25 protein-coding genes and 1 tRNA gene are annotated in these 23,953 nt (G+C 70.2%); 12 read left to right on the top strand and 14 right to left on the bottom strand.

Going from position 1 to position 23,953, the window contains the following annotated elements; translation table 11 throughout:
• Positions 1-109: 109 nt before the first annotated feature.
• The 5 genes from Dac01nite_RS01920 (at position 110) to Dac01nite_RS01900 (ending at position 4,269) form a co-directional block, all read left to right on the top strand.
• A tRNA-Leu gene (locus tag Dac01nite_RS01920) sits at positions 110-183 on the top strand.
• Positions 184-230: 47 nt separating this feature from the next.
• The gene (locus Dac01nite_RS01915; RefSeq protein ID WP_239066456.1) at positions 231-1,673 is read left to right on the top strand and encodes an MDR family MFS transporter; all 1,443 of its coding nucleotides are present in this window, start codon (positions 231-233) and stop codon (positions 1,671-1,673) included.
• 193 nt (positions 1,674-1,866) lie between these two features.
• Positions 1,867-2,661 (top strand): Bax inhibitor-1/YccA family protein, encoded by a 795-nt coding sequence (locus tag Dac01nite_RS01910; RefSeq protein WP_203653083.1) that lies wholly within the window; start codon positions 1,867-1,869, stop codon positions 2,659-2,661.
• 5 nt (positions 2,662-2,666) lie between these two features.
• Entirely contained in the window at positions 2,667-3,272 is a 606-nt protein-coding gene (locus Dac01nite_RS01905) for a hypothetical protein (RefSeq protein WP_203653082.1), read from the top strand.
• Positions 3,273-3,276: 4 nt separating this feature from the next.
• Positions 3,277-4,269: an acetylxylan esterase gene (locus tag Dac01nite_RS01900; RefSeq protein WP_203653081.1), complete on the top strand. Its 993-nt coding sequence runs from the start codon at positions 3,277-3,279 to the stop codon at positions 4,267-4,269.
• A 72-nt stretch (positions 4,270-4,341) separates the two neighbouring features.
• Here Dac01nite_RS01900 and msrA read toward each other — a convergent pair whose 3' ends face one another.
• On the bottom strand, positions 4,342-4,992 hold the full coding sequence (gene msrA, locus Dac01nite_RS01895; RefSeq protein ID WP_203653080.1) for a peptide-methionine (S)-S-oxide reductase MsrA: 651 nt from the start codon (positions 4,990-4,992) through the stop codon (positions 4,342-4,344).
• A 94-nt stretch (positions 4,993-5,086) separates the two neighbouring features.
• Here msrA and Dac01nite_RS01890 point away from each other — a divergent pair, with 94 nt between their 5' ends.
• Both Dac01nite_RS01890 and rlmC read left to right on the top strand, forming a co-directional pair.
• Positions 5,087-6,448: an AI-2E family transporter gene (locus Dac01nite_RS01890; protein WP_203653079.1), complete on the top strand. Its 1,362-nt coding sequence runs from the start codon at positions 5,087-5,089 to the stop codon at positions 6,446-6,448.
• Positions 6,449-6,456: 8 nt separating this feature from the next.
• Entirely contained in the window at positions 6,457-7,602 is a 1,146-nt protein-coding gene (gene rlmC / locus Dac01nite_RS01885) for a 23S rRNA (uracil(747)-C(5))-methyltransferase RlmC (RefSeq protein WP_203653078.1), read from the top strand.
• On the opposite strand, the gene greA is transcribed toward rlmC, so the two are convergent.
• Together greA and Dac01nite_RS01875 are read right to left on the bottom strand one after the other, a co-directional pair.
• On the bottom strand, positions 7,599-8,081 hold the full coding sequence (greA, locus tag Dac01nite_RS01880) for a transcription elongation factor GreA (protein ID WP_239066455.1): 483 nt from the start codon (positions 8,079-8,081) through the stop codon (positions 7,599-7,601). The two genes, rlmC and greA, sit on opposite strands and share 4 nt — an antisense overlap.
• A 118-nt stretch (positions 8,082-8,199) precedes the next feature.
• Positions 8,200-8,598 carry a DUF4307 domain-containing protein gene (locus tag Dac01nite_RS01875; RefSeq protein ID WP_203653076.1) on the bottom strand — a complete coding sequence of 133 codons (399 nt, stop codon included), beginning with the start codon at positions 8,596-8,598 and terminating at the stop codon, positions 8,200-8,202.
• 39 nt (positions 8,599-8,637) lie between these two features.
• Here Dac01nite_RS01875 and Dac01nite_RS01870 point away from each other — a divergent pair, with 39 nt between their 5' ends.
• Positions 8,638-8,889, top strand: a complete 252-nt coding sequence (locus Dac01nite_RS01870) for a hypothetical protein (RefSeq protein ID WP_203653075.1) — start codon at positions 8,638-8,640, stop codon at positions 8,887-8,889.
• Positions 8,890-8,914: 25 nt separating this feature from the next.
• On the opposite strand, the gene trhA is transcribed toward Dac01nite_RS01870, so the two are convergent.
• Positions 8,915-9,574, bottom strand: a complete 660-nt coding sequence (trhA, locus tag Dac01nite_RS01865; protein ID WP_203653074.1) for a PAQR family membrane homeostasis protein TrhA — start codon at positions 9,572-9,574, stop codon at positions 8,915-8,917.
• A 73-nt stretch (positions 9,575-9,647) separates the two neighbouring features.
• Between trhA and Dac01nite_RS01860 the strand changes: the two genes are divergently transcribed.
• Together Dac01nite_RS01860 and phoH2 are read left to right on the top strand one after the other, a co-directional pair.
• Positions 9,648-10,412 (top strand): isoprenyl transferase, encoded by a 765-nt coding sequence (locus tag Dac01nite_RS01860; protein WP_203653073.1) that lies wholly within the window; start codon positions 9,648-9,650, stop codon positions 10,410-10,412.
• 247 nt (positions 10,413-10,659) lie between these two features.
• On the top strand, positions 10,660-12,018 hold the full coding sequence (phoH2, locus tag Dac01nite_RS01855) for an RNA 5'-3' helicase PhoH2 (protein WP_203653736.1): 1,359 nt from the start codon (positions 10,660-10,662) through the stop codon (positions 12,016-12,018).
• Positions 12,019-12,102: 84 nt separating this feature from the next.
• Here phoH2 and Dac01nite_RS01850 read toward each other — a convergent pair whose 3' ends face one another.
• The 9 genes from Dac01nite_RS01850 to Dac01nite_RS01810 form a co-directional block, all read right to left on the bottom strand.
• Complete coding sequence (locus Dac01nite_RS01850; protein WP_203653072.1) at positions 12,103-12,324, bottom strand: hypothetical protein; 222 nt, start codon at positions 12,322-12,324, stop codon at positions 12,103-12,105.
• Positions 12,318-13,130, bottom strand: a complete 813-nt coding sequence (locus tag Dac01nite_RS01845) for a hypothetical protein (RefSeq protein WP_203653071.1) — start codon at positions 13,128-13,130, stop codon at positions 12,318-12,320. Before Dac01nite_RS01845 ends, Dac01nite_RS01850 begins: the two co-directional genes overlap by 7 nt.
• Positions 13,131-13,728: 598 nt before the next feature.
• On the bottom strand, positions 13,729-14,568 hold the full coding sequence (locus Dac01nite_RS01840) for a siderophore-interacting protein (protein ID WP_203653070.1): 840 nt from the start codon (positions 14,566-14,568) through the stop codon (positions 13,729-13,731).
• Positions 14,569-14,655: 87 nt separating this feature from the next.
• Entirely contained in the window at positions 14,656-15,759 is a 1,104-nt protein-coding gene (locus Dac01nite_RS01835; protein ID WP_203653069.1) for an ABC transporter substrate-binding protein, read from the bottom strand.
• Positions 15,760-15,802: 43 nt separating this feature from the next.
• Positions 15,803-16,375 carry a hypothetical protein gene (locus tag Dac01nite_RS01830; protein ID WP_203653068.1) on the bottom strand — a complete coding sequence of 191 codons (573 nt, stop codon included), beginning with the start codon at positions 16,373-16,375 and terminating at the stop codon, positions 15,803-15,805.
• Positions 16,372-17,166 carry an ABC transporter ATP-binding protein gene (locus Dac01nite_RS01825; RefSeq protein WP_203653067.1) on the bottom strand — a complete coding sequence of 265 codons (795 nt, stop codon included), beginning with the start codon at positions 17,164-17,166 and terminating at the stop codon, positions 16,372-16,374. The genes Dac01nite_RS01830 and Dac01nite_RS01825 overlap by 4 nt, the downstream gene beginning before the upstream one ends.
• Positions 17,163-18,194: a FecCD family ABC transporter permease gene (locus Dac01nite_RS01820; protein ID WP_203653066.1), complete on the bottom strand. Its 1,032-nt coding sequence runs from the start codon at positions 18,192-18,194 to the stop codon at positions 17,163-17,165. Before Dac01nite_RS01820 ends, Dac01nite_RS01825 begins: the two co-directional genes overlap by 4 nt.
• Positions 18,191-19,186: a FecCD family ABC transporter permease gene (locus tag Dac01nite_RS01815; RefSeq protein ID WP_203653065.1), complete on the bottom strand. Its 996-nt coding sequence runs from the start codon at positions 19,184-19,186 to the stop codon at positions 18,191-18,193. The genes Dac01nite_RS01820 and Dac01nite_RS01815 overlap by 4 nt, the downstream gene beginning before the upstream one ends.
• A gap of 407 nt (positions 19,187-19,593) precedes the next feature.
• The gene (locus Dac01nite_RS01810; protein WP_239066509.1) at positions 19,594-20,916 is read right to left on the bottom strand and encodes a glutamyl-tRNA reductase; all 1,323 of its coding nucleotides are present in this window, start codon (positions 20,914-20,916) and stop codon (positions 19,594-19,596) included.
• A gap of 52 nt (positions 20,917-20,968) precedes the next feature.
• Between Dac01nite_RS01810 and hemE the strand changes: the two genes are divergently transcribed.
• A complete protein-coding gene (gene hemE, locus Dac01nite_RS01805) occupies positions 20,969-22,060 on the top strand; it encodes a uroporphyrinogen decarboxylase (protein ID WP_203653063.1) in 1,092 nt (363 codons plus the stop codon).
• The gene (locus Dac01nite_RS01800; RefSeq protein WP_239066454.1) at positions 22,053-23,357 is read left to right on the top strand and encodes a protoporphyrinogen/coproporphyrinogen oxidase; all 1,305 of its coding nucleotides are present in this window, start codon (positions 22,053-22,055) and stop codon (positions 23,355-23,357) included. Before hemE ends, Dac01nite_RS01800 begins: the two co-directional genes overlap by 8 nt.
• 125 nt (positions 23,358-23,482) lie before the next feature.
• On the opposite strand, the gene Dac01nite_RS01795 is transcribed toward Dac01nite_RS01800, so the two are convergent.
• On the bottom strand, positions 23,483-23,872 hold the full coding sequence (locus Dac01nite_RS01795) for a nuclear transport factor 2 family protein (RefSeq protein ID WP_203653061.1): 390 nt from the start codon (positions 23,870-23,872) through the stop codon (positions 23,483-23,485).
• Between the last annotated feature and the right edge of the window lie 81 nt (positions 23,873-23,953).

Below are 23,953 nucleotides of genomic sequence, written 5' to 3'. Positions count from 1 at the left end.
CCACGGCGCGGACGGCGCCCCGAGGCGAGCGCGATCCGGGCGCCGGGCGCGCGGCGTGTCGGCTCAGGGTTGGTTCAAACTGTCCGGGCTGGGGGATGATCAGTCTCACGCCCCCGTAGCCCAACTGGCAGAGGCAGCCGGCTTAAACCCGGTCCAGTGCGGGTTCGAAACCCGCCGGGGGCACGTCCAGCCTGGGAATAGCCGATGCGCGCGCACGGTTGCGAGCAGACGTGCCGCCAACCTCCGCGACCGTCGGGCTGCGTTCCGACCGTGGTCCGATTCTGCTGTCGCTGATGCTCGCGACCGCGCTCGTGGCGCTGGACGCGACCATCATCGCCACCGCCTCCGCCACGATCGCGAGCGAGCTGGGCTCCTTCGAGAGCGTGCCGTGGCTGTTCTCCGCGTACCTCCTGGCCCAGGCGGTGAGCACCCCGCTGGCCGGACGGCTGTCCGACATCCTGGGCCGCAAGCAGCTGATCCTCGCCGGCGTGGCCCTGTTCCTGGTGGGCTCCGTGCTGTGCGGCGCGGCATGGTCGATGGGTGCGCTGATCGCCGGGCGGGTGCTGCAGGGCCTGGGCGCAGGCGCCGTGATGCCGGTGTCGCAGACCATCGCCGCGGACATCTACACGCTGGAGGAGCGGGCCAAGGTGCAGGGCTACCTCGCCTCGGTGTGGGCGATGTCCTCCGTGGTGGGACCCACGCTCGGAGGCGTGTTCTCCGAGTTCGCCTCGTGGCGGTGGATCTTCTTCATCAACATCCCGCTGTGCGTGGTCGCGGGCTGGGTCATCACCCGCCGCTACGAGGAGCCGCCCCGGGAGGGCGAGCGGGACCCGATCGACTACCGGGGCGCGGTGCTGCTGACGTTGAGCTCGACTCTGCTGCTGCTGGGCCTGCTCGAGGGTGGCACCACCTGGGCGTGGGCGTCGGTGCCGTCGTTCGCGGTGCTGGGCGGGGCAGTGGTGCTGGGCGTCGCGTTCGTGCGCCATGTCCTCAGGGCCGCGCACCCCATCGTCGACCTGCGCCTGCTGCGCCGCCGGGTGATCGGGGCCGCGACGGCAGTGTCGCTGGTAGTGGGCATCGTGGTGCTGGGCCTGGTGACGTACATCCCCATCTATGCGCAGGGCGTGCTCGGGTACGGGCCGCTCGTCGCGGGCTTCGCGCTCGCGGCGATGATGGTGGGCTGGCCCCTCGCCGCCTCCAACTCCGGCCGCCTGTACCTGCGGCTGGGATTCCGCTGGACCGCGACCATCGGATCCGCTCTGGTGATCGCGGGGGCGAGCTCCACTCTGCTCCTGGGCGAGTCCTCGCCGCTGGTGGCGGCCGCAGCCGCGACGTTCCTCGTGGGCCTGGGCATGGGCCTCACGGCGGTGCCCACGCTGATCGCCGCACAGGCATCCGTGGCGCACTCCACGCGCGGCTCCGTGACCGGCATCAACACCTTCGCGCGGTCGCTGGGCTCAGCGCTGGGCGTGGCCGTGTGCGGCGCGATCGTGAACAGCGTCGCGAGCGTGGGCCCGGACGGCACGCCTGACGGAGCGGAGCTCATGACGGCGATGCACCTGGTCTTCATCGTGGTGACGGTGGCGGCGGTGGTGCTCGCGGTCCTGTCGACGCTGATGCCGGCGGACCGCGACGCCGCCCGGGAGCGCCGCGCATCGCAAGCGGCGGCCTGACCGCTCGAAGTGAGATGGGCGTTCGTGCCCTGTTCGCCCCGGCCGAACGGGGCATCAACGCCCCTTTCATTGGGGGCAGTCACACAGCCGATACGCGGATCAGGGCCTGAGCATCGTCCGTGAGGGGGATGCCGGGAGCGGACGGCGCGCAGGTATGCTGACCGTGGACATTTCCAGTCGAGGAGGACCCACCGTGGCCAGCCCAGTCTTCAGTTCCAACAGCGCGTTCAAGCCCGGCAAGACCGTGGACGTCAACGGCAGGCCCGTGACGGCGGAGGACCTGCAGCACCAGTACGACATGCCTGCAGCCGGCCCGGTCGAGACCGGCCGCATGAGCTACGACGGCGTGATCTCCAAGACCGCGGGGATGATCATCCTGGCGTTCATCACGGCGATCCCCGGCTACATGTTCTTCAACTTCGCCGCGCTGATGGTCACCGCCATCGCCGGCATGGTGCTGGGCCTCGTGCTCGCGTTCAAGAAGATCACGACGCCGGCGCTCGCGATCGCCTACGCGGCCATCGAGGGCTACTTCCTTGGCTCGATCTCGTACTACATCGAGACCTACTTCAACGCGCCCGGCGCCGCGCTCCAGGCTCTGCTCGCGACCGCGTGCACGTTCGCGGTGTGCCTGTGGCTCTACAAGTCCGGCCGCGTGCGCTACACGCCCAAGATGCAGAAGTTCCTGATGATCGGCGGCATCTCCTACCTGCTGTTCTCCCTGGTCAACATCGGTGTCATGATCTTCACGGACGTCGGCAACGGGTTCGGCCTGCGCTCGGGCTGGATCGGCGTCGCCATCGGCGTGTTCGCCGTGATCCTTGCGTGCGTGTCGCTCGTGGGCGACTTCGACTTCATCGAGAACGGCGTCAAGAACGGCCTGCCGCAGCACTACGACTGGAAGGCCGCGTTCGGCATCGTCGTGACGCTCGTGTGGCTGTACATCGAGTTCCTGCGCATCATCGCGATCCTGCAGGGCCGCGACTAGCCAGGATGGCGAAGGACGACGACGCACGCCGCCGCGAGGACGATCCGGACGCTCTCGAGTGGCCCGATGAGAGGCTCGGCGCGCGCGACCAGGAGGCGGCCAACGAGGCCGCGCTCAACGAGAAGGCTCCGGTAGGGCGACCCCTCGCGGCGCTGATCCTCGGCATCCTCATCGTCGAGATGTTCGTGCTCGCGGTGAACGTCCCCACGGGGGACATCTCGCTGTTCCTCCAGCTGGCCGCTCCCATCGCGCTGGGTGGCGCGGTCGTGGGACTTCCCGCGGGCTACGCCCTGGACCGAGTCGTGCGCCGCATGCGCCGCGGCGTGGGCGAGATCGCCTTCGTGGTGATGGGCGGCGCGATCGGCTACGGCCTGACCTGGGCGGGCCTGACGCTGCTGAGCGACCAGTTCGGGGACGTGGGGGAGTTCACCACGTTCCGTGCCTACGCCTCGATGTTCATGCTGACGGCGACCGCAGCCGGCTTCCTGGGCGCCTACATGCTCGCGGACAAGCTGCGTCGCTACCCCAAGCAGGTGGCGATCCTGGGCACCTTCGTCGCGGTGCTCGTGGTGCTCTCCGCCACCACTCTTCTCTTCGGATCAGGAGCCTAGAAGCATGGCGATGTTCGACCTGCCCGTGACCGAGCTCGAGACGTACCGCCCCGACGTCCGTGAGCCCGCCGACTTCGACGAGTTCTGGGCGGACACCCTCGCCCAGGCGCGGCAGACGCCGATGCGCGTGGAGCGCCAGCCCGGACCGGTCACCTTGGCGCAGGTCGAGATCGAGGACGTCACCTTCCCCGGCTTCGACGGTCATCCCATCAAGGCGTGGCTGGCGACGCCGCGCGGCGCGACCGGGCCGCTGCCGTGCGTGGTCGAGATCAACGGCTACGGCGGCGGGCGCGGTCTGGCGATCGAGCGGACTCTCTGGGCCACCGCCGGCTATGCCCACCTGTACATCGACTCCCGCGGCCAGGGCGCGACGTGGGGCACCGGTGGCGACACCCCGGATCCGGTGGGCTCCACGCCCGCCGTGCCTGGCGTGATGACACGTGGCATCCAGGACCCTGCGGACTACTACTACCGCCGCATGTTCACCGACGCGGTGCGTGGCGTCGAGGCTGCGCGCTCGCTGCCCGAGGTGGACGCGCAGCGCGTGGTGTTCCTGGGCGGCTCCCAGGGCGGTGGCGTGTCGCTCGCGGTCGCCGGCCTGGTGCCCGACCTCGCGGGCTGCGTGGCCGAGGTGCCGTTCCTGTGCCACTTCGAGCGTGCGATCGACCTCACCGACGAGTTCCCGTACCAGGAGGTCGTCACCTACCTGAAGACGGTCCGTGCTCCCCGCGACAGCGTGCTCGACACGTTGTCCTACTTCGACGGCGTCAATCACGCCAAGCGCGCGCACGCGCCGCTGCTGATGTCCGTCGCCCTCATGGATCAGGTGTGCCCGCCCTCGACGGGGTATGCGGCCTACAACTGGTACGCGTCCGGCTCGGGTGCGACTCCTGCGAAGCAGATGGAGATCTACGCGTACAACGGCCACGAGGGCGGACAGGCGCATCAGCAGATGCGCCAGCTCACGTTCGTCGCGTCCGCGACGGCGCAGCCGTAGCGAGCCCCTGCGACAAGCGAACGGCCGATGCGCGGGTCACCCGCGCATCGGCCGTTCGCCGTTGGTCGAGACTCAGGCGCCCGCGTAGCTCACCTGGCAGAAGCCGTGGTTGCAGTAGCCGCCGGGGTTCTTGTGGAGGTACTGCTGGTGGTACTCCTCCGCGTAGTAGAAGTGGCCGTCGCCCGCGTCCTCGACCGGCGCGATCTGCGTGGTGATCGCGCTGTAGCCCTTGTCCGTCAGCTGGGCCTGGTAGCGCTCGCGCGAGGCCTGCGCCGCGGCGAGCTGCTCCTCCGTGGTCGTGAAGATCGCGCTGCGGTACTGGGTGCCCACGTCGTTGCCCTGACGGTTCGCGGTGGTGGGGTCGTGGTTCTCCCAGAACTCCGCGAACAGGCGGTCGAGCGACACCTTCGAGGGGTCGTAGACCACCTGGACGGCCTCGGCGTGACCCGTGCGTGCAGTGCAGGTCTCCTGGTACGTGGGGTTGCGCGTCCAGCCGCCGATGTAGCCGGCGGCGGTCGAGTAGACGCCGTCGGTCTGCCAGAAGATCCGCTCGGCGCCCCAGAAGCAGCCCATACCCACGTAGATCACCTCGTGGCCCTCGGGCCAGGGTCCTGTCAGCGGCGTGCCGAGCACCACGTGGCGGTCCGGCACCTCCATCGCGGTGTCGCGGCCCGGCAGCGCCTCGTCCGGGGTGATCATGTCGGTCTTGCTCGTTCCAAGCATCAGTGCTCCTCTCCGAGGGAGAAACGCGCGCACGGGGCCGCATGTTCCGCGCGGCAGTGCGCGCGGCGTCCGCGCGCGGCGTTAGGCTCGCGCTATGTCCGAATCCCCTGGTGAGACCAAGCCCACCTCCTCCGTGCTGTACACGGAGAAGGCGACGGTGGTGGACCGCGTCCCCGTGACGCTGCGCATCGCTGCGGCGTGGTCGTGGCGCATCGTGGTGGTGGGCATCGTGGTGTCCACGGGAGTGTGGGCGTTCACCAGTCTGACCGCGCTGTTCGTGCCGCTCATCATCGCGCTCATCATCGCGGCGCCGCTGGAGCGTCTGGTGGCGCGCATGGCGGACATCGGCATCCCCCGCGCGCTGGGCTCCATCCTCGCGATCCTGGGCCTGATCCTCACCGTGCTGGGCCTGGGCACCCTCGCGTCGACGTCCGTGGTCTCCGACTTCGATGAGCTCCGCGAGGCCGCAGTCGAGGGCTTCGAGACGTTCGTCGCCTGGCTGGTGGAAGGCCCGCTGGCCATCGAGCAGGCGCAGATCGACGAGGTCGTGGGCAACATCCAGACCTTCATCCAGGACAACGTGCTGGGCGTCGCGTCCGGCGCGCTGTCGATCGGATCTGCGGTGGGCGGGCTGTTCGCCGGCATCGTGATCGCGCTGGTCGCGCTGTTCTTCTTCATGCGCGACGGGCGCCTGATCTGGACGTGGACCGTGGGCCTGCTGCCGGACGATGCGGTGGAGCGGGCGGACCACGCTGGCACCCACGCCTGGGTCACCCTGCGTCGCTACACGCAGACCACCGTCTTCGTCGCCTTCGTCGATGCGGTCGGCATCGGGCTGGGCGCGTGGATCCTGGGCGTGCCGCTCGCGCTGCCCATCGCCATCCTGGTGTTCCTGTTCTCCTTCATCCCCCTCATCGGTGCGACGCTGTCCGGCATCATCGCGGCGCTCGTGGCGCTGGTCGATGGCGGTTGGACCACCGCGCTGTGGATGATCGCGATCGTGCTGGTGGTCCAGCAGATCGAGGGCAACGTCCTGTACCCGTGGCTGTTCGGCAAGGCGGCGTCGATCCACCCTCTCGCGGTGCTGCTGACGATCTCTGCAGGAACCCTGACCCTCGGCCTGGTCGGCGCCGTCATCGCGGTGCCCATCGTCGCGACGCTGTACGCCTTCAAGCGCGGCCTGCGACCCGAGTTCCAACCAGGTGACGACGAACGGGCGCCCATCACCTCGCAGGTGCCCGTGATGGCGGAGCGGTCGCGAGAGGCGATCCGTCGTGCGCGTTCCCGGATCACCCACACCGGCGAGATCGCCGTGCAGCGCCCGGCGACCGATGCGCCCACGCAAGAGCAGCCGACGGTCGCCGGCGACGGCGCTGTGGCAGCGGACGGTGAGCAGGCGCACGAGCCGCAGAGCGAGCAGATCCCCACGCGCCCGCCGCGCGACCGCGACTCCTGACGGCCCTGATGCGCTGCGACTACTACGCGGCCGGGCTGTGCCGTTCGTGCACGATCATCGAGCAGCCGTACGCGGAGCAGGTCGCCGACAAGCAGGCGCGTGTCGCGGACCTGCTGGGGCCGCTCGCGCCGGGACTGACGTGGCTGCCGCCCGTCACGAGTGACGAGGCCGGCTTTCGCACCAAGGCCAAGATGGTGATCGCGGGCACGGTCCAGGCGCCCACCATCGGCATCCTCGACGCCTCCGGTCGCGGACAGGACCTTCGGGACTGCCCGCTGTATCCGGTGAGCCTGTCGAGGGCCTTTCCCATGCTCGCGGACTTCGTGACGCGTGCAGGGCTCGAGCCCTATGACGTCCCTGGCCGCCGCGGAGAGCTCAAGCACGTGCTCGTCACCGTGGCGCCGGACGAGGCGCTGATGGTCCGGTGGGTGCTGCGGTCGACGGAGGCGCTCGCGCGCATCCGCAAGCATCTGCCGTGGCTGCTCGATCAGCTGCCGGACATCGCCGTCGCGTCCGTGAACGTCCAGCCCGCGCACGCCGCCGTGCTGGAGGGCGAGCGGGAGGTGGTGCTCACCGAGCGCGAGACCCTCACCATGAGGGTCAACGGCATCGACCTGCACCTGCGCCCGCAGAGCTTCTTCCAGACCAACACCGCCGTCGCATCGGCGCTGTACCGGCAGGCTGCCGCATGGATCGAGGCGAGCGCGCCGGCGAGCCTGTGGGACCTGTACTGCGGTGTGGGCGGCTTCGCGCTCCACGGCGCTGCGCCAGGACGCACCGTCACCGGTGTCGAGACGAGCGCGCAGGCGGTGGCCTCCGCTCAGCGCTCGCGCGACGAGCGGCTGTGGTCAGGGGACGGGTCGATGCGTGACGTCGCCTTCGAGACAGCCGATGCGGTGGCGTGGGCCACCGGCCAGGCCTCCTCGGCTGACGCGATCGTGGTGAACCCTCCCCGGCGCGGCCTGGGGGAGGAGCTCTCGCGGTGGCTCGATGCCTCAGGGGCGAGCACCGTCATCTACTCGAGCTGCAACCCGGACACGCTCGCGCGGGACCTGGCGTGGATGCCGTCGCTGGTCGCACGTGAGGCACGGCTGTTCGACATGTTCCCGCACACGGGGCACGGCGAGGTGGGCGTGGTGCTCGAGAGGGCCTAGCCGGAGAAGGGCTCCGCGGCGATCACCTTGACGGGGATCTCCTTGCCGTTGGGCGCCTCGTACGAGGTCTCGTCGCCCGGCTTCTTGCCGATGAGCGCAGCGCCCAGAGGCGACTGCGCGCTGAAGACGTCGAGCTCGGTGCCGCCGGCGACCTCGCGCGAGCCCACGAGGAACTTCATCTCGCGGCCCATGACCTCTGCGGTCACGACGGTGCCGGACTGGATCTCGGCGCCGGTGGCGGCCTCGCCCACGGTGGCGGTCTGCAGGATGTGGTGGAGCTGCGCGATGCGCGCCTCCTGCTTCGCCTGCTCCTCGCGCGCGGCGTGGTAGCCGCCGTTCTCCTTGAGGTCGCCCTCCTGGCGCCGCTCGTCGATCTCCTTGGCGATGCTGCTGCGGCCCTCGCCCACGAGGTGGTCGTACTCCTGCTGCAGGCGGTCGTAGGCCTCCTGGGTGAGCCAGGTACCAGTGGTCTCGGTCACGTGTCTCTCCTTGCTTGACAGGATGTGCCAGCGTATCAAGCGTGCGAGCGGGCGGGAAATCTCCCGCGCGGCGCTGGGGACGGCCGTGGTGAGGGCTCGGAGCCCGGGCTCGGCTCGGCTACGGCGTGGGCGAGCAGTAGCGCACCAGGGCCGAGTTGGCCTGCTCGACCGTGGGGATGGGCACGGTGAAGCGCTGCTGAGCGCCATCGGCGGGGTCCACCTCGATCTCGCCCACGCCCACCTCGGCGTACTGGACGTTCAGCGCATGGACGTAGCAGGTCACGGGCTGGTCGGTGTAGAGGAAGACGTCGAACGTCACGTCTGCCTCGGTGGCGGAGATGGGGTCGAAGCCCACGTCCTGCCAGCGCACCGGCTGACTGGCCTGCGCCAGTCCGAACCATGCGGCGATGGCCACCAGCACGGTCAGTCCCGCGACCACGAGGATCCAGCCTCGACGCGACAGTCGTGGGCGGGCGTCTGCGGCCTCGTCCTCGTATGCGTCGGAGGGGTTGCTCATGATGAGGCAGGATAGTTCACGACAGCGAGGAGAGATGACGTGGCGGACTTCACCGGCGGGCCCGGGTTCCTGGCCTTCGTGGCGACCTTCGTGCTCGTGGGCGGCGTGATCCTGCTGTCCCGTTCGCTGTCCAAGCACCTGCGCAAGGTGCGCACGCACCCGCCGGAGCATGAGAGGGCCGTGGCGACGGAGGCATCGGCCGCGCAGGGCGACGCCGCGGCCGCGGAGGCGACCGAGGTTCCCGAGGCTCCCTCGGCGACCCCCGACGACGAGGCGTCCAAGGAGCCTTGAGCGCGCATCGGCGCTCGTGCGCCGGCTAGGCGTCGACGGTGAAGACCACCAGCGCGATCGCTGCGTAGTGGCAGAGGAAGCCTGCGATGGTGAGCGCGTGGAAGATCTCGTGGAAGCCGAAGTACTTCATCGAGCCGCGGGGCCATTTGGTGCCGTAGATGATCGCGCCCACGGTGTAGCACAGTCCGCCGGCGATGATGAGGGCCACCACGGCCGCTCCGCCCGCCTGGTAGAACGGGCCGATGAACCCCACGGCCACCCAGCCCAGCCCCAGATAGAGCGGCACGTAGGCCCAGCGCGGGGCGCCCAGCCAGAACACGCGCAGCAGCAGGCCCACGAGTGCGCCCGACCACACCACCACGAGCACCACCGTGCGCGTGGTGCCGTCGAGCAGCATCACGGTCAGCGGCGTGTAGGTGCCGGCGATGATGAGGAAGATGTTGGCGTGGTCCATGCGGCGCAGCACCGCGTTGGTGCGAGGCGACCAGTTGCCGCGGTGGTAGACCGCGGAGGTGCCGAACAGCATCACGGCGGTCAGGGTGAAGATCGCGGTGGACACTCGCCCGGCCAGCGTGGGCGCGAACACGACGAGCACCATGCCGGCAATGAGCGCGATGGGCGCGGCACCCAGGTGGAGCCACCCGCGCATCAGCGGCTTCGCTGGGTCGGGAAGGTTCTCTGCCATGAACCTACGATACCGTAGGTTATCCGGCGCGGGTACCGTAAGAACCGAGTGAGCCGACCACGGAAGGACGTCGATGGGACTGCGCAGCCTGCTCTACGGGCCCTACGAGCGACAGCTCGCGCGCACCCTCCGGGAGCAGGGTGAGACGCCCTGCCACATCGGCGTGATCCTCGACGGCAACCGTCGCTGGGCCAAGGCGTCGGGGGAGTCCGCGGCTCATGGTCACCAGCGCGGCGCGGACAAGATCGCCGAGGTGCTGGGCTGGTCCGAGGAGACCGGCGTCTCCGTAGTGACCCTGTGGATGCTGTCCACGGACAACCTCTCGCGCGACCCCGCCGAGCTGGACGCGCTGCTCGAGATCATCTGCTCCGCGGTCGAGGCGCTGGCCGACGACGGCCGCTGGCGGCTGCAGCACGTGGGGGCGACGGAGATGCTCCCCGCCAGCGCGGTGACTCGCCTGGGCGCGGCGGTCGCCAGGACGGCCGAGGCCACCGGTATCCACGTGAACGTCGCCGTGGGATACGGCGGGCGTCACGAGATCGCCGATGCGGTCCGATCGGTGCTGCGCGAGGGCGTCTCCGCCGGGAAGTCGCTCGAGGAGCTCGCGGACACCGTCTCCGTCGAGCACATCACGGAGCATCTCTACACCAAGGGCCAGCCGGACCCGGACCTGGTGATCCGCACCTCCGGCGAGCAGCGCCTGTCCGGGTTCCTGATGTGGCAGTCCGCTCACTCCGAGTTCTACTTCTGCGACGCCTACTGGCCGGACTTCCGGCATGTGGACTTCCTGCGCGCGCTGCGCGCCTACTCCCAGCGCGAGCGGCGGCACGGGCGGTAGGCCTAACCCGCGCATCGGCGCGTCCTCCGCGCAGTTTCCGCCTTCACCACGCGGGACACACCCGAGCGCGGGGCGGAAGTTACGGTCGTGTGACTCGCGGCGTGTCGGCGGGTGCCTCCCCAACCGAGGCGTAGCGTCAGCAACGTGGTAAGCGCACATCGCCGGACCATTCCGGTCCCGGTCTGACACCGAACGCCAACGGGCGTCCGGCGCCCTGCGGCCTGATACGCGGGGAGCTCCTGTGACCATCACTCAGCCCGACACCACCCCCTCCATCAACGCGTCTGCGGCCACCGAGCTGCGCACGTTCGTGCTCGACACGTCCGTGCTGCTGTCCGACCCGCGTGCGCTCAAGCGCTTCGCGGAACACGCGGTGGTGCTGCCGGTGGTGGTGATCACGGAGCTCGAGGCCAAGCGCCATCACCCGGAGCTCGGCTACTTCGCGCGATCGGCACTGCGCACCCTCGACGAGCTTCGCGTCAAGCACGGCAAGCTCGATCAGCCCGTGCCCGCCAACGAGTTTGGCGGCTCGGTCCGTGTCGAGCTCAACCACACGGACCAGAACGTGCTGCCCAGCGGCTTCCGGCTGGGCGATAACGACACCCGCATCCTCGCGGTCGCCGCCAACTTGAAGGCCGAGGGTCTCGCCGTCACGGTGGTCTCCAAGGACCTTCCGATGCGCGTGAAGGCCTCGGCTCTGGGCATCGAGGCTGAGGAGTACAAGGCAGAGCTCGCGGTGGACTCTGGTTGGACCGGAATGCGGGAGATCCAGCTCACCGACGAGCAGATGTCCGCCCTCTATGACGCCGAGGCGCTCGCGGCGCCCGCCGCCGCTGACTGCGGCGAGGACCTCGCGACGCTGCCCGTGCACACGGGATTGGTGATCCACTCTCCCCGAGGCGGAGCGCTCGGCCGCGTCACCGACGAGGGCCAGATCAAGCTGGTCCGCGGCGACCAGGAGGTGTTCGGCGTCCACGGCCGCAGCGCCGAGCAGCGCATCGCCATTGATCTGCTGCTCGACGAGACCGTGGGCATCGTGTCGATGGGCGGCCGGGCCGGCACCGGAAAGTCCGCACTCGCGCTGTGCGCGGGCCTCGAGGCCGTGATGGAGCGTCGCCAGCACAAGAAGATCATGGTGTTCCGCCCGCTGTACGCCGTGGGCGGTCAAGACCTGGGGTACCTGCCGGGCAACGAGGCAGAGAAGATGAACCCCTGGGCGCAGGCCGTGTTCGACACGCTCGGAGCGATGGTCAGCTCCGAGGTGGTCGAGGAGGTCATGGCGCGCGGCATGCTCGAGGTGCTGCCGCTGACGCACATCCGCGGCCGCTCGCTGCACGACGCCTTCGTGATCGTGGACGAGGCGCAGTCGCTCGAGCGCAACGTGCTGCTGACCATGCTGAGCCGCATCGGCCAGGACTCGCGGGTGATCCTCACGCACGATGTCGCTCAGCGCGACAACCTGCGGGTGGGCCGCCACGACGGCATCGCCGCGGTGATCGAGGCGCTCAAGGGCCACGACCTGTTCGCGCATGTGACGCTCGAGCGCTCCGAGCGTTCGGCCGTGGCTGCGCTCGTGACGGACATGCTGGAGAGGCTCGACCTCTAGGTCAGGCCGCCCCGAAACGACGCGAGGGCCGATGCGGTGGTCACCACCGCATCGGCCCGTCCGTCTGTCAAGGGCACAGGCGCGTCAACCGACATCGGTGTCGTCGTGGTTGATCAGACGGCGTTGCTGACGTCGTGCGTACCAGCGCTGGAAGTACCAGCCGCCCATCGAGGCGGCGACCATCACGAAGAGCGGCCACTGCCAGACGACGCCGTAGATCGACCAGGACACGAAGAGTCCTGATGAGACGCCGAGGGCCAACCACCCTGCGATCTCGATGGTGGACGAGCGTTGCATCTTCAACATGAGACGACCTTCCATCGGGCTTGGGCGGCAATCGTGACAAGGGTCGGATAGTACGGGTAGGAGATCTCCACGCAACGTCCTTGAGACTTCGCGCTGTTGAACGTGTTGTCGATTGAAGTCGCAACCGCTGAGAACGCGGCAATGCAGGCTGCTGCCGTTACCTGACCGAACCTGGGGATGAACGGGCACACACCCGAAACAATCGTGCCGTACGAAGTCCAGCCGGCGATGTTCCTGGTTTCGGACCTCGAATACTTGGTGTACACCTTCCACCCGTAGGAGTAGCTCGGGTCTGCCGTGATGGGGTAAGTGTGCTGAGGGCCGTGCTCCACGTGCTGCACGAGCCGGGAGCCGTCGACCGTGTAGGAGGTGGGGACGGAGGCGCCGTCGGCGTCGATTGCCCAGGGCGCGTCGATGGTGCCGGTCACCGCGACGATGCCGTCCCCGAGCGGCTCGGTCACCTCGACGGAGCCATTCTCGAGCAACACAAGTTCGACGCCTTGTCCGAAGTCATAGGTGTACGTGGACGGTGCATCCGGACTGTCGAGAACCGTCTGGAGGCGTACGGACCCGTCGTCAAGCGCTTGGACTGCGGCGTGGGCGCCGTCGCCTGCCTCCTCGAACACGACGGTGCCATCGTCGGCGAGGACGCCGTCGCGGACGCGAAGCTCCGCCGGCAGGGAGATCTCTGTACCCGTTCCGCCCGCCTCGATCAAGAGCGGCTTGTCCGCGTCGAGCGGTACTGAGACCTCGACATCGCCGAGGTCGTACTCGGCGTCCGTCACGGGAATTGCGGTGGTGGTCATGACGCGATCCGCGTGAGGTGCGGCCCTCGCGATGGTTTCGGCGACGTCGTTTGCCGGGTCGTGGTCATCGGCAGCAACAGGAGTGGCAGTGAGGGCGACCGCGAGTGCGGTTACCCCCCGCAACCATGTGAGTGATGCGCAAGGGCTTGTCTCCTTTGAGCAGAGTTAGGTGATGTCTGGACACCGCGCCACCGTGCGACCACGGTATCCGTTCTGTCTCGGGCCTGGAATCCCCACTTGTGGGGGTGTCCAGTGAACAACTCCAAGAGACCACGCACAACGGAGGGGCCGAGTTATAGCCCCAGCTCCAGAGGGTAGGCCTCGAGTTCCATCCAGTTCGCCTCGTCGGCGTGTCACGTCCGGTGCCTGACAGTCAGGCTCCAGCTCTCGTTCGTCGTGCTCGCGGCGCTTACTGCGCCGCGATGATCTCCCACTTGCGCATGGCGGCCCCCCCGGGTCCTAGGTGCGATCAGATCGTGGATGCGAAAGGGCCGGGGCGGGCCCTCGCGACTTCGACGCTAGCGGCTCGCTGGGGCACCGGGTATCCCCATTTGTGGGGGGTGGAGGTGAACGCTCCGGCCCGCTCACCCCGTCCTCGCTAGAGCCCCAGCTCCTGGAGGTAGGGCTCGAGCTCCATCCAGTTCACCTCGTCGGGACGGGACTCGTCCCAGATCTCGGCGTAGCGAGCCTGCTGCTCGGGCGTGAGGGCGTTCCACTTGGCGAGCTGCTGCTCCTGGTCCACGTGCCAGTAGCCCACGATCCGGTACAGGCTGTGGTGACGTGGCCAGCTGGCGCGGATGAACTTGCGCGCCTTGCGGGACTGCGCGGACTCGCACGCGACCCACACGTAGGTGTCGCCCTCCGGCACGGGCAGGCGCTCCATGCAGGACACCAGCGCGGAGGGGCCTCGGCCGTTGCCCGAGACCTTCCACTCGACGGTGACGGTGGCGGGGGAGGGCAGCGCGATGGCGTCCTCGGCGTTGATGAGCTCGACCACGACCTCGAACGTCTCCTCGGGGGTCGCCTCCTCCAGGATGCGCGCGACCGCGGGCAGGCCCGTCGCATCGGCGATCAGCAGGCGGCGGGTCGAGCCGGCAGGCGCCTCGTAGTAGCCGTGGGCGTCGCTGATGGCGACCACGTCGCCGGCCTGTGCCTGCCTGGCCCACGTCGCGCCACGGCCGTGGCCATGCGTCACCACATCGATGTCGACTCTGGGGCCGGAGGGATCCCAGCGGCGGATCGTGTAGTGGCGGGCGATGTCGTGGTCGTCCTCCCAGCCCGGCGCCGGGTCCGCGTCAGGGATGTGGACGTGCACGAACTCGTCGGGCTTGCCGGTGGACTCCCACGTGCGCAGCGCGTCGCCGGCGAGCGTCACGCGGCGCAGGTGAGGGCTGATCTGCTCGGCGGCGGCCACGTGGACCAGGAACGAGTCGGTCATGATGCCTTCCAGTAGGTGGGGGGTGTCGACGGCCGATGGGGGAGGCGCCGGGCGTACCCGGCGCCTCCCGCTCGGGTCAGGAGCGCGTCAGCTCTCGCTCGAGAACTCGACGACCTCGGTGGCGGGGTCGCCGTCGAGCGCCTGCTCCAGCATCGGCACGAACGCGTCGATCGAGTAGAAGACCGAGGACGGCGAGTTCGCGAAGAACGCGCCCTCCAGGATCGGGTCGGACAGCCAGATGCTGCCGCCGGTCTCGGTGACGTTCAGCGACGGGAACAGCGGCAGACCCTCAAGGTCGCCACGCGCCTCGGGCGTGGTCGCGACCTGCCACACGATCGAGTCGAGCTCGCCCAGGACGTCGAGCTGCTCGGCGCTGATCTGGAACCATGCCTCCTCGGTGCCCTCGATCGAGGACACGTCGAGGCCCACGTTCGCGAGGAACTGGTTGCGTGTGTCGTTGGCGCTGTAGACGAACGCCTGGCCCTCGTAGAAGCCGCCCACCTGCGAGGTGAGGCCCTCCCACTCGGGGTGCGCGTCGCGGACCTCGGCGTAGGCGGCATCGATCTCTGAGATGATCTCCTCGGCCTTGTCCGTGGTGCCGGTGGCCTGTGCCAGGAGGCTCAGCTCGTCCGCGAGCGAGACGCCCCACTCGACGGTCTCGTTGCCCTGCGCGTCCGTGGCCGGACGGGTGACGACGGGAGCGATGCCGGACAGCAGGTCGAACTCCTCCTGCGTCATGGTGTGGTTGGGGTAGGTCGCCACGATGAGATCGGGCTCGAACGCCGCGATCGCCTCCGCGTCGTAGGTGGTGGTGCCCGGCTCGAAGGTCTCGGGCTCCGCGCCTGCGGCGAGACGGTCCTCCTCGGCCCACGGGCCGGTGCCGTTGTCGTAGCCCTGCCAGCTCACCGGCACCGCGACGGGCGCGACGCCCAGCGCGTACAGGTACTCGTGCTCGTGGGAGCCGAGCGTGACCACGCGCTCGGGCTGGTCCTCGATGGTGACCTCGCCCATCACGGTGTCGAGGGTGACGGGGAAGGCCTCGGTGGTGGTCTCCTCGGCAGTCTCCGTCGCGGAGTCCGTGGGCTCCTCGGTGGCGTCATCGGCGGAGCCGGACGAGCACGCGGCGAGGAGCAGCGCGGCCGCAGCGGCCATGCCTGCGACGCCTGCGCGGCGCGTGGTGGGGTTCAGCATGGTGTTCCTTTCGTGGGGTGGAGCGTCGGGTGGGTCGGGTGGGTCAGTGAGAAGGGTGGTCGGGGTCGTTCGTGATGGCGTGGCGCGCCGCGAGGTCTGGGGCCGCCTCCGCGGTGCCGGACCCGGCATCGGCCGCATGCGTGGTGCTCACCAGGTGGGCGACCAGGCAGGCCGCGCGGGCGCTGACGGCGGCCGCGTCGATCGCCGCGGGGTCCAGCGCGCCCGAGCGGTCGGCGATGCGCACCACGGACACGCCCAGCTCGTCGTCGCCGCGCACCATCGCCTGCAGGGGCGCGGGCGTGTGCCCGGACTCGCGCAGGCATGCCACCGTGCGGCGGGCTGGCAGAGGGCTCACGAACCAGCGGGCGCCGGCGTGGTGAACCAGTCCGGTCGCCGCGTCGAGGCCCTCGACGGTGAGCTCTGTCGCGGCGAGGACCTCGCCGCGAGCGTGCGCATCGCGAACGATGTCGTGGAACGCCTGGGCGCGCAGGTGGCCGTCGCCATCCGGTCCCACCTCCACGCACGTGCCGGTCGCATCGGCCAGGCGCGCCCGGAGCCCCGGAACGGCGGCCACGAGCGCTGCGGTGGAGCGCAGCTGCGGAGCGGTCAGCGTCATCGCACACCCCCCGGTCCATGCGCGGGCACCACCATGGGCGTGCCCGTGACGGGATCCTCGAGCACGCGCGCCTCGAGCGCGAACACCTGGCGAATCAGGTCCTCGGTCAGGACGTCCCTGGGGGCGCCCGCCGCCGCGACTTGGCCATCGTGCATCGCGATCACGTGGTGCGCGTAGCGCGCGGCCTGGTGAAGGTCGTGGACCACCATCACGATGGTGCGCTGCTGGCGGCTGTTCAAGCGGTGCAGCAGGTCCATGACGTCGTACTGGTGGGCGATGTCGAGGTAGGTCGTCGGCTCGTCGAGCAGCATCAGGGGAGTGTCCTGCGCGAGCGTCATCGCGATCCACGCCCGCTGGCGCTGACCGCCGGAGAGCTCGTCGACCACCGAGTCCTGGATGTCCGTCAGCGCCGTCGAGTGGAGGGCGGACAGCACCGCCGTCTCGTCCGTGTCGCTCCACGGACGCAGCAGCTTCTGGTGAGGGGTGCGGCCGCGGGCCACCAGCTCCTTGACCGTGATGCCGGCCGGAGCGATGGGCGACTGCGGGAGCAGCCCCACGCGCCGCGCGACCTCCTTGGTGTGCGTGCGGTGGATGTCCTCGCCGTCCAGCAGGACGGTGCCGGAGCGCGGCTCGAGCAGGCGCACCAGCGAGCGCAGCAGCGTGGACTTGCCGCAGCCGTTGGGGCCCACGATGGCGGTGATCTGGCCGTCCGGGATCGCGACGTCCACGCCACGCACCACCACGTGATCGCCGTAGCCCAGCACGACGTCGCGTGCTTCGAGCCTGCTCATGACTGACCTCCTCGGGAAGAGCGCCACACCAGCCACAGCAGGTAGGGGGCGCCGACGGCGGCGGTGAACACGCCAACGGGGAACTGCAGATCCGCGGGCATCAGCTGCGAGACCTGGTCCGCAGCCAGCAGCAGCAGCGCGCCCATGAGCGCCGCCGGAACGAGTGCCACGCCTGCGGAGCGGGTGGTGCGCAGTGCGAGTGCGGGCGCCACTAGGGCGATGAAGCCGATGGGCCCGGTGACGGCCACGGCGGCCGCCGCCAGCAGCACGGAGGCGACGGCGAGGATCGCGCGGCTGCGGCCCACGGACACTCCCAGCGCCTGAGCGGCGTCATCGCCCATCTCCATGGTGCGCAGCGCGCGTGCGTGTCCCAGCACCACCGGCACCAGGACCACGATCGCGATCGCGGCGAACTGCACGTGGGTCCAGGTGCGGCCGGTGGTCGAGCCCACCAGCCAGCCCAGGGCGTTCGCGGCGTCGTGGACGTCCATGCGCGCCAGCAGGTACTGCGTGGTGGCCTGGGCCACGAAGCCCACGCCGATGCCGGCGAGGATGAGGCGCAGCGGCACGATGGTGCGCTTCCAGGACAGGACCAGGATGAGTGCGGCCGTGATCAGTGCGCCGGCGGCTGCCCCGGCGGCGGTGATCCACAGCGAGGTCGCGGTGACCAGCCAGATGGTGAGCACGGCGCCCGTGCCGGCTCCCATGCTGATCCCGATGAAGTCGGGGGACGCCAGCGGGTTGCGCGTGAGCGACTGGAGGATCGCTCCGGACAGGCCGAGCATCGCGCCCACCAGGATCGCGGTGAGGGCGCGCGGGGCGCGCACCTGGCCCACGATGAAGTCCGCCGGAGCGCCCACCTGGACTCCCATGGCGGAGCGGACGGCGTCCCAGACGGTGACGTCCGCCTTGCCCGTGACCAGCGCGAACACGAACACGCTGACGAGTGCGACGAGCAGCACCAGGCCCACCGCGAAGGTGCGACGGTGCGTGGTGATGCCCAGCGGGCCGATGCGCAGAATCCTCACAGCTCCACCACCTTCATGCGGCGGGACATGAGGGCGAAGATGAAGCCGCCGATGAACGCCGTGGTGATGCCCACGCCGATCTCACCGGGAGGCGCGACCACGCGGCCGATCACGTCGCACACGAGCACGAGTGCGGCGCCGCCCAGCGCGCTGACGACGAGCAGCCACGGGAGCGAGGCTCCCACGAGGGCACGCGCCAGGTGGGGGACAGCGAGCCCGACGAACACGATGGGGCCGGCGGCTGCGGTGGCCGCGGCCGCGAGCAGCGTGACCAGGACGATCACGAGAGTGCGGATGCCGCCGATGGAGATGCCCAGGGCGCGGGCGGCGTCCTCTCCCAGCGCGACGGCCTCGAGCTGGCGGGAGACCAGCAGGGCCACGGCGATCGTGATGAGGACGATGGGGATGAGGGCGGTGACGTCCTCCGTCTGGCGACCGGTGAGCGAGCCGGCGACCCACAGTCGGTACTGCTCCAGAGTCGCGTCGTCCACCAGCAGCACCGCGTAGGTGATCGAGGTGATGAGGGCGGTCAGCGCGACGCCGGCCAAGGCCAGCCGCACGGGAGCTCCGGCCGCGGCGCCGCGCGCGCCGATCGCGTACACGATCACGGCCGCGAGCCCGGCACCGACGAAGGCGATGGGCACCTGAGCGGCGAAGCCCCCGGCGACGCCGAGCGTGAGTGCGGTGACCACGGCGAGGGAGGCGCCGGCGTTGATGCCCAGCAGGCCGGGATCCGCGAAGGGATTGCGGGTGAGGGACTGCATGAGCGCGCCGGCGACGGCGAGGGCCGCTCCCGCGAGGATGCCGATCACGGTGCGGCTGACTCGCAGCTCGCTCACGATGAGCTGCTCGGGACTGTTCGGATCGAGGTCGGTGAGCGCCTGCCACACGGTCGCGAGGTCGATCGCGCGCGAGCCGATCGCGAGCGACAGCGTGATCGCGATCAGCAGCACGACGGCTGCGGCGATCGCGATCAGGGCGCGCTGGCGCATGGCTCTCCTAGTGGGGGCGGGCGCGCACGTCCGGGTGCGCGGGTGAGGCTCGCCTAACCTAGCTCACGCAGCGCGATTAATGCAACGCGCAGGTGCGGTAAATCGATCGCGTTTCGATCACGATCCGACGGCGCGCCGCGCCCTCGCCCCTCTTCCCAGAATTTGGCACCATTTTCATCGTCCAATGGCGTTGATGAGGAAGAACGCTCCACTGGGGCCGGGTGAACGAAGCCAGGTCGGCCATGCGAGGGCGCGACGTCGGGAGTGAGGTGCGTCGCGCATCGGCCGCACTCAAGCGGCCCCAATGGAGGATCCTTCCTCACGAGGGCTCTGAGGCGATGAAAATGGTGCCAGATTCTGGGAAGGGGAGGGCCGATGCGCGGGTCGCCGCCCGCGCGAACGCAGGCTCAGTCCTGGCGCAGGTGGGCGTGCGCGGGAAGATCCAGCGGGATCTCGCCGCCCATCTCGGGTGCGGGGCATGCGTCGGCAGGCACGTCGACGTCGATGCCGTACAGCGCCCGGATCGCACCCAGGTAGCGGTCCGCCTCGCCGGCCTGGGCGTGCTCGCGGGCACGCACCGTCGGCGTGTGCAGGAGGGTCTTGGCGAAGCGGCGCAGCGCGGCCTCGATGGCGTCGGCGCGCGCGATGTCCTCCTCGGAGGCGCCCGCACCGGGCCGGATGCGCGCAGTCTCACGCTCCAGCAGTCCGAACACGTGCTCGCGCAGCGCGACCACGGCAGGGTCGAGCGCACGAGCGCTCTCTCCGTCGCCGAACCGTGCGACCGCGTGCGCCACGATCGCTCGCGCGGCCTCGATCGAGCCTACGGACTCCTCGGGCGCCTGTGCCCCCACGGACTCCAGGTTCACCACGTGCACACCGCGCAGATCCGCGACACCGGGAGCGACATCGCGATGCAGCGCCAGGTCCACGATGGTGAGCGGCGTGGTCGACTCGGCACGTGCCGCGGCGACCATGGCCGGCGTGAGCACGATCGACTCGCCGCCGGAGCAGGCCAGCACCAGGTCGACCTCGCGCAGCGCGGCGCGCAGCTGCTGCTGGTCGAGCGGCTTGAGGCTGTGACGCGCCCCGAACTCGGCTGCGCGGCCGGACGGCGAGAACACGCCCTCCACGGTGACGCCACGCGACAGCAGGGATCCCACGCCGGTCTCCGCCAGCGCTCCGGTGCCGATCACGACGGCGCGGGCGCCGGCCCAGTCGACGGTCTCGGACGCCAGGTCGAACGCGACGGACACCACCGAGCGTCCCGAGGTCCCCAGTCCGGTGGAGGAGGCGACCACGCGGGACGTGCGCAGCGCGGACTGGAACAGACGGTCCAGGAGCGGGCTCAGGTGGTTGCCGGCCTGCGCGTCGATGTGCGCGCGCCGCACCTGACCGGAGATCTCTCGCTCGCCCACGACCATCGACTCGAGGCCGGTGGAGACGGACAGCAGATGCTGGACGGCGTCGTCGCCCTCGTACGTGGCCAGTGCGGACTCGATCGCCTCGCGATCGAGGGCGGTGGTGCGTTCGAGCTCGTCGATCACCGCGGCCCGTCCGGACTCGACGTCATCCGCCTCGAGGTACACCTCGAAGCGGTTGCAGGTCGGGAGAACCACTGCACCGCGAATGGGGGAGCCTGCCGCAACGGACGAGCCAAGAGCGTCGGAGCCCACACTGAGCTGCTCCAGGACGGCGAGGTCGCGGTTGCGGTGACTGGCCACGAGAGACATCAACACCACCCCTCCATTCTGACACGCGCGCCAAACAAGGCAGAATCGACGCATGACGCCGTCCGCGCTGCCCTCCTCTCACCCCCTCGCCGATGGGCGCACGGCGACCTCTCCGCTGATCGCGGCGCTCACCGGCGGCAGGCCTGACCACCGGCCCGTGTGGTTCATGCGCCAGGCGGGCCGCTCCCTGCCGGAGTACCAGGAGGCCCGTGCCGGCACGGCGATGCTCGACGCCTGCCTCACGCCGGGCCTCGCCTCCGAGATCACCCTGCAGCCGGTGCGGCGCTACGGCGTGGACGCGGCCATCTTCTTCTCCGACATCGTGGTGCCCATGCGCATCGCCGGCGTGGAGGTCGACATCAAGCCCGGCGTGGGCCCGGTGTTCGCACGCCCCATTCGCACCATGGCGGACGTCGAGGCGCTGCCGTCGCTGGGCGTCGCGGGCGACAGGGGCACGTTCGACACAGGTCTCGACGCGGTGCGGGCCGCCGTGGAGATCACGGTCGACGAGCTCGACCGCACGCCGCTGATCGGGTTCGCGGGCGCCCCGTTCACGCTCGCCGCCTACATGGTGGACGGTCGCCCCTCGCGCGATCACCTGGGAGCGCGTGAGCTCATGCACACCGCGCCCGACGTATGGCAGGCGCTGGTGCGCTGGACCGCGAAGGCCGCCGGTCTGTTCCTGCGCGCCCAGGTGCTCGCGGGCGCATCGGCCATCCAGCTGTTCGACTCGTGGGCCGGCTCGCTGTCCGCGCGCGACTATGCCGAGCAGTGCCAGGGTGGCTCCCACACGGCCCTCATGGCGGTCGCCGACCTCGATGTCCCGCGCATCCACTTCGCCGCCAATGCCGGCCACCTGTTGATCGAGCTGGGTGCGGCCGGCGCGACGGCGCTGGGCGTCGACTACCGCACCCCACTCGACATCGCCGCGGAGATGACCGACGGCCGCTTCCCGCTGCAGGGCAACATCGACCCCGCGATGCTGGCCGCGCCGCGCGAGACCCTCGAGAGGCACGTGCTCGACGTGCTGCGGCGAGGCGAGGCCGCCCCGGGCCACGTGGTCAACCTGGGCCACGGCATGCCGCCCCACGCCAACCCGGATGTGGTCAAGCGCATCGTCGACCTGGTTCACGAGCGTGGCTGACCGGCGCACCTGGATCGTCGTCGGCGGGGGCGTGGCCGGGCTCCTCGCCGCGCGCAGGCTCGCGCGCGCCGGCCAGCACGTGACCGTCCTCGAGTCCGAGCCGCACGTGGGCGGCCGAGTGACCGGCATCACCGTGGACGGGCTCGAGCTCGACGCCGGCGCCGAGTCCTTCGCGACGCGTGGCGGGCACGTGGCCGGCCTCCTGAGCGACCTGGGCATCGCCGACCGCGTGGTGCATCCCGAGCCCCATTCCGCGTGGGTGGTCACCTCCGACGACGCCTACCCCCTGCCACGCGCAGGCTGGCTGGGAGTGCCCACGGTCTCGCTGGGTCGAGACGTGCGCCGGGCGATCGGATGGCGAGGCGCGCTGCGTGCCGCCGGCGACCGGTTCATGGATGTGGGCGACATCGACGACTCCGAGAGCCTGGGAGCGCTGGCTCGTCGCCGCCTGGGCGATGTCGCCACCGATCGCCTGGTGGCGCCGGTGGTGCAGGGGATCTTCTCCCGGCCCCTCGACGACATCACCCTGGGGGACGTCGCGCCCGGGCTTGCGCAGGACATCCGCGACCGCGGCGGACTGGTGCGCGCTGCGAGCGCTCGCCGCGCTGCGGCGCCGTCAGGATCCGCCGTGCTGGGGCTTGATGGCGGCATGCTCACGCTGGCGGACGCGCTGGAGGCCGATGCGCGCGCGGCCGGCGCACAGATTCGCACCGACACCCCGGTGGGCGCGGTCGAGCGCACGGGCTCGCGCTGGAAGGTGTGGTCCGAGGGCGAGGCCCGCACGGCCGATGCGGTGGTGCTGGCCGTGCCGCGTCCCGTGGTCGCGGCGCTGGTGCCGGACGTGGCATGGGAGGAGTCCCGGCAGGTGGCCCTGGTCACCCTCGCGCTGGATGCTCCCGAGCTCGACGGTGCGCCGCGCGGGACCGGAGTGCTCGCGGTGGGCAACGTCTCCGGCGCCAAGGCGCTCACCCACTCGACCGCGAAATGGGGCTGGCTCGCGCAGCGGGCCGAGGGCCGGCACATCGTGCGGCTGTCCTACGGCATCGACAATGCACGTGACGCCCGCACGCACGCGCTGACCGACGCATCGGCCCTCCTGGGCGTGAGCCTCAAGGACAGCCAGGTGCGCGACATCGCGCGCATCCAGTGGCACGATTCGGCTCCCGCGGCCGTCGAGGACCGTGAGCCCGTGCCGGGGCTGCACCTGGTGGGATCCGCGGCAGGCCTGAGCGGCATCGCCGCGATCGTCGCCGCGGACAAGCGCTCGAACCTGGGAACCGCTCGCCCCACGACGTAGGCACGTGACGTCCTCTCATCCGCCACCACGCGGGTGCATGAGGCACGTGACGCTCAAGCGGATGGCCGGAGGTCCCTCGCACTGCCGCACCCGCGCCCGTCACGTCGCGACGAAGGTCCAATCGTTTAGGTCGCCGGTGCCGCGTCGATCCTCGGACGAGTGCCGAGCGGAGCCTCCTGCTGGACATCCGTCCAGACCTCGGTGAGGTCGATGATCAGGCCGTCGCTCATGCGAGCGAAGCTGGCGCACGCGAAGTGCTGGCCGCCCGTGGGACCCGTGGACGTGACATGCGATCGGCACGCTGCGTGCTCGGCGCTTGCGACGAGCTCCTCGACGCGCAGGCGGTCGAAGCCCGGGTACTCGGCGTTGAAGCGGATCCACTCATCACGGCCGAAGCGCTCTCCGGTGTGCACCAGCACGCAGGTGAAGCCGGGATGCAGGTAGCCCTCGAGATCGTCCCAGCGGTGCTCGTCGATGGCTGTCATCAACCCACGCAGCGCGGCCTCGGCATCCATGCGGGCAAGCCTAGGCGAGCGCGCTGATGCGTGGACGTGCAGACGGGCACGTCCGCGGAGGGCAAGGAGCACTGGTGAGAT

The sequence above is a fragment of the Demequina activiva genome (assembly GCF_016862815.1).
Taxonomy (GTDB): Bacteria; Actinomycetota; Actinomycetes; order Actinomycetales; family Demequinaceae; genus Demequina; species Demequina activiva.
The sequence above is the reverse complement of the archived record's forward strand: the minus strand, read 5'-3'. Positions and strand labels throughout refer to the sequence as shown.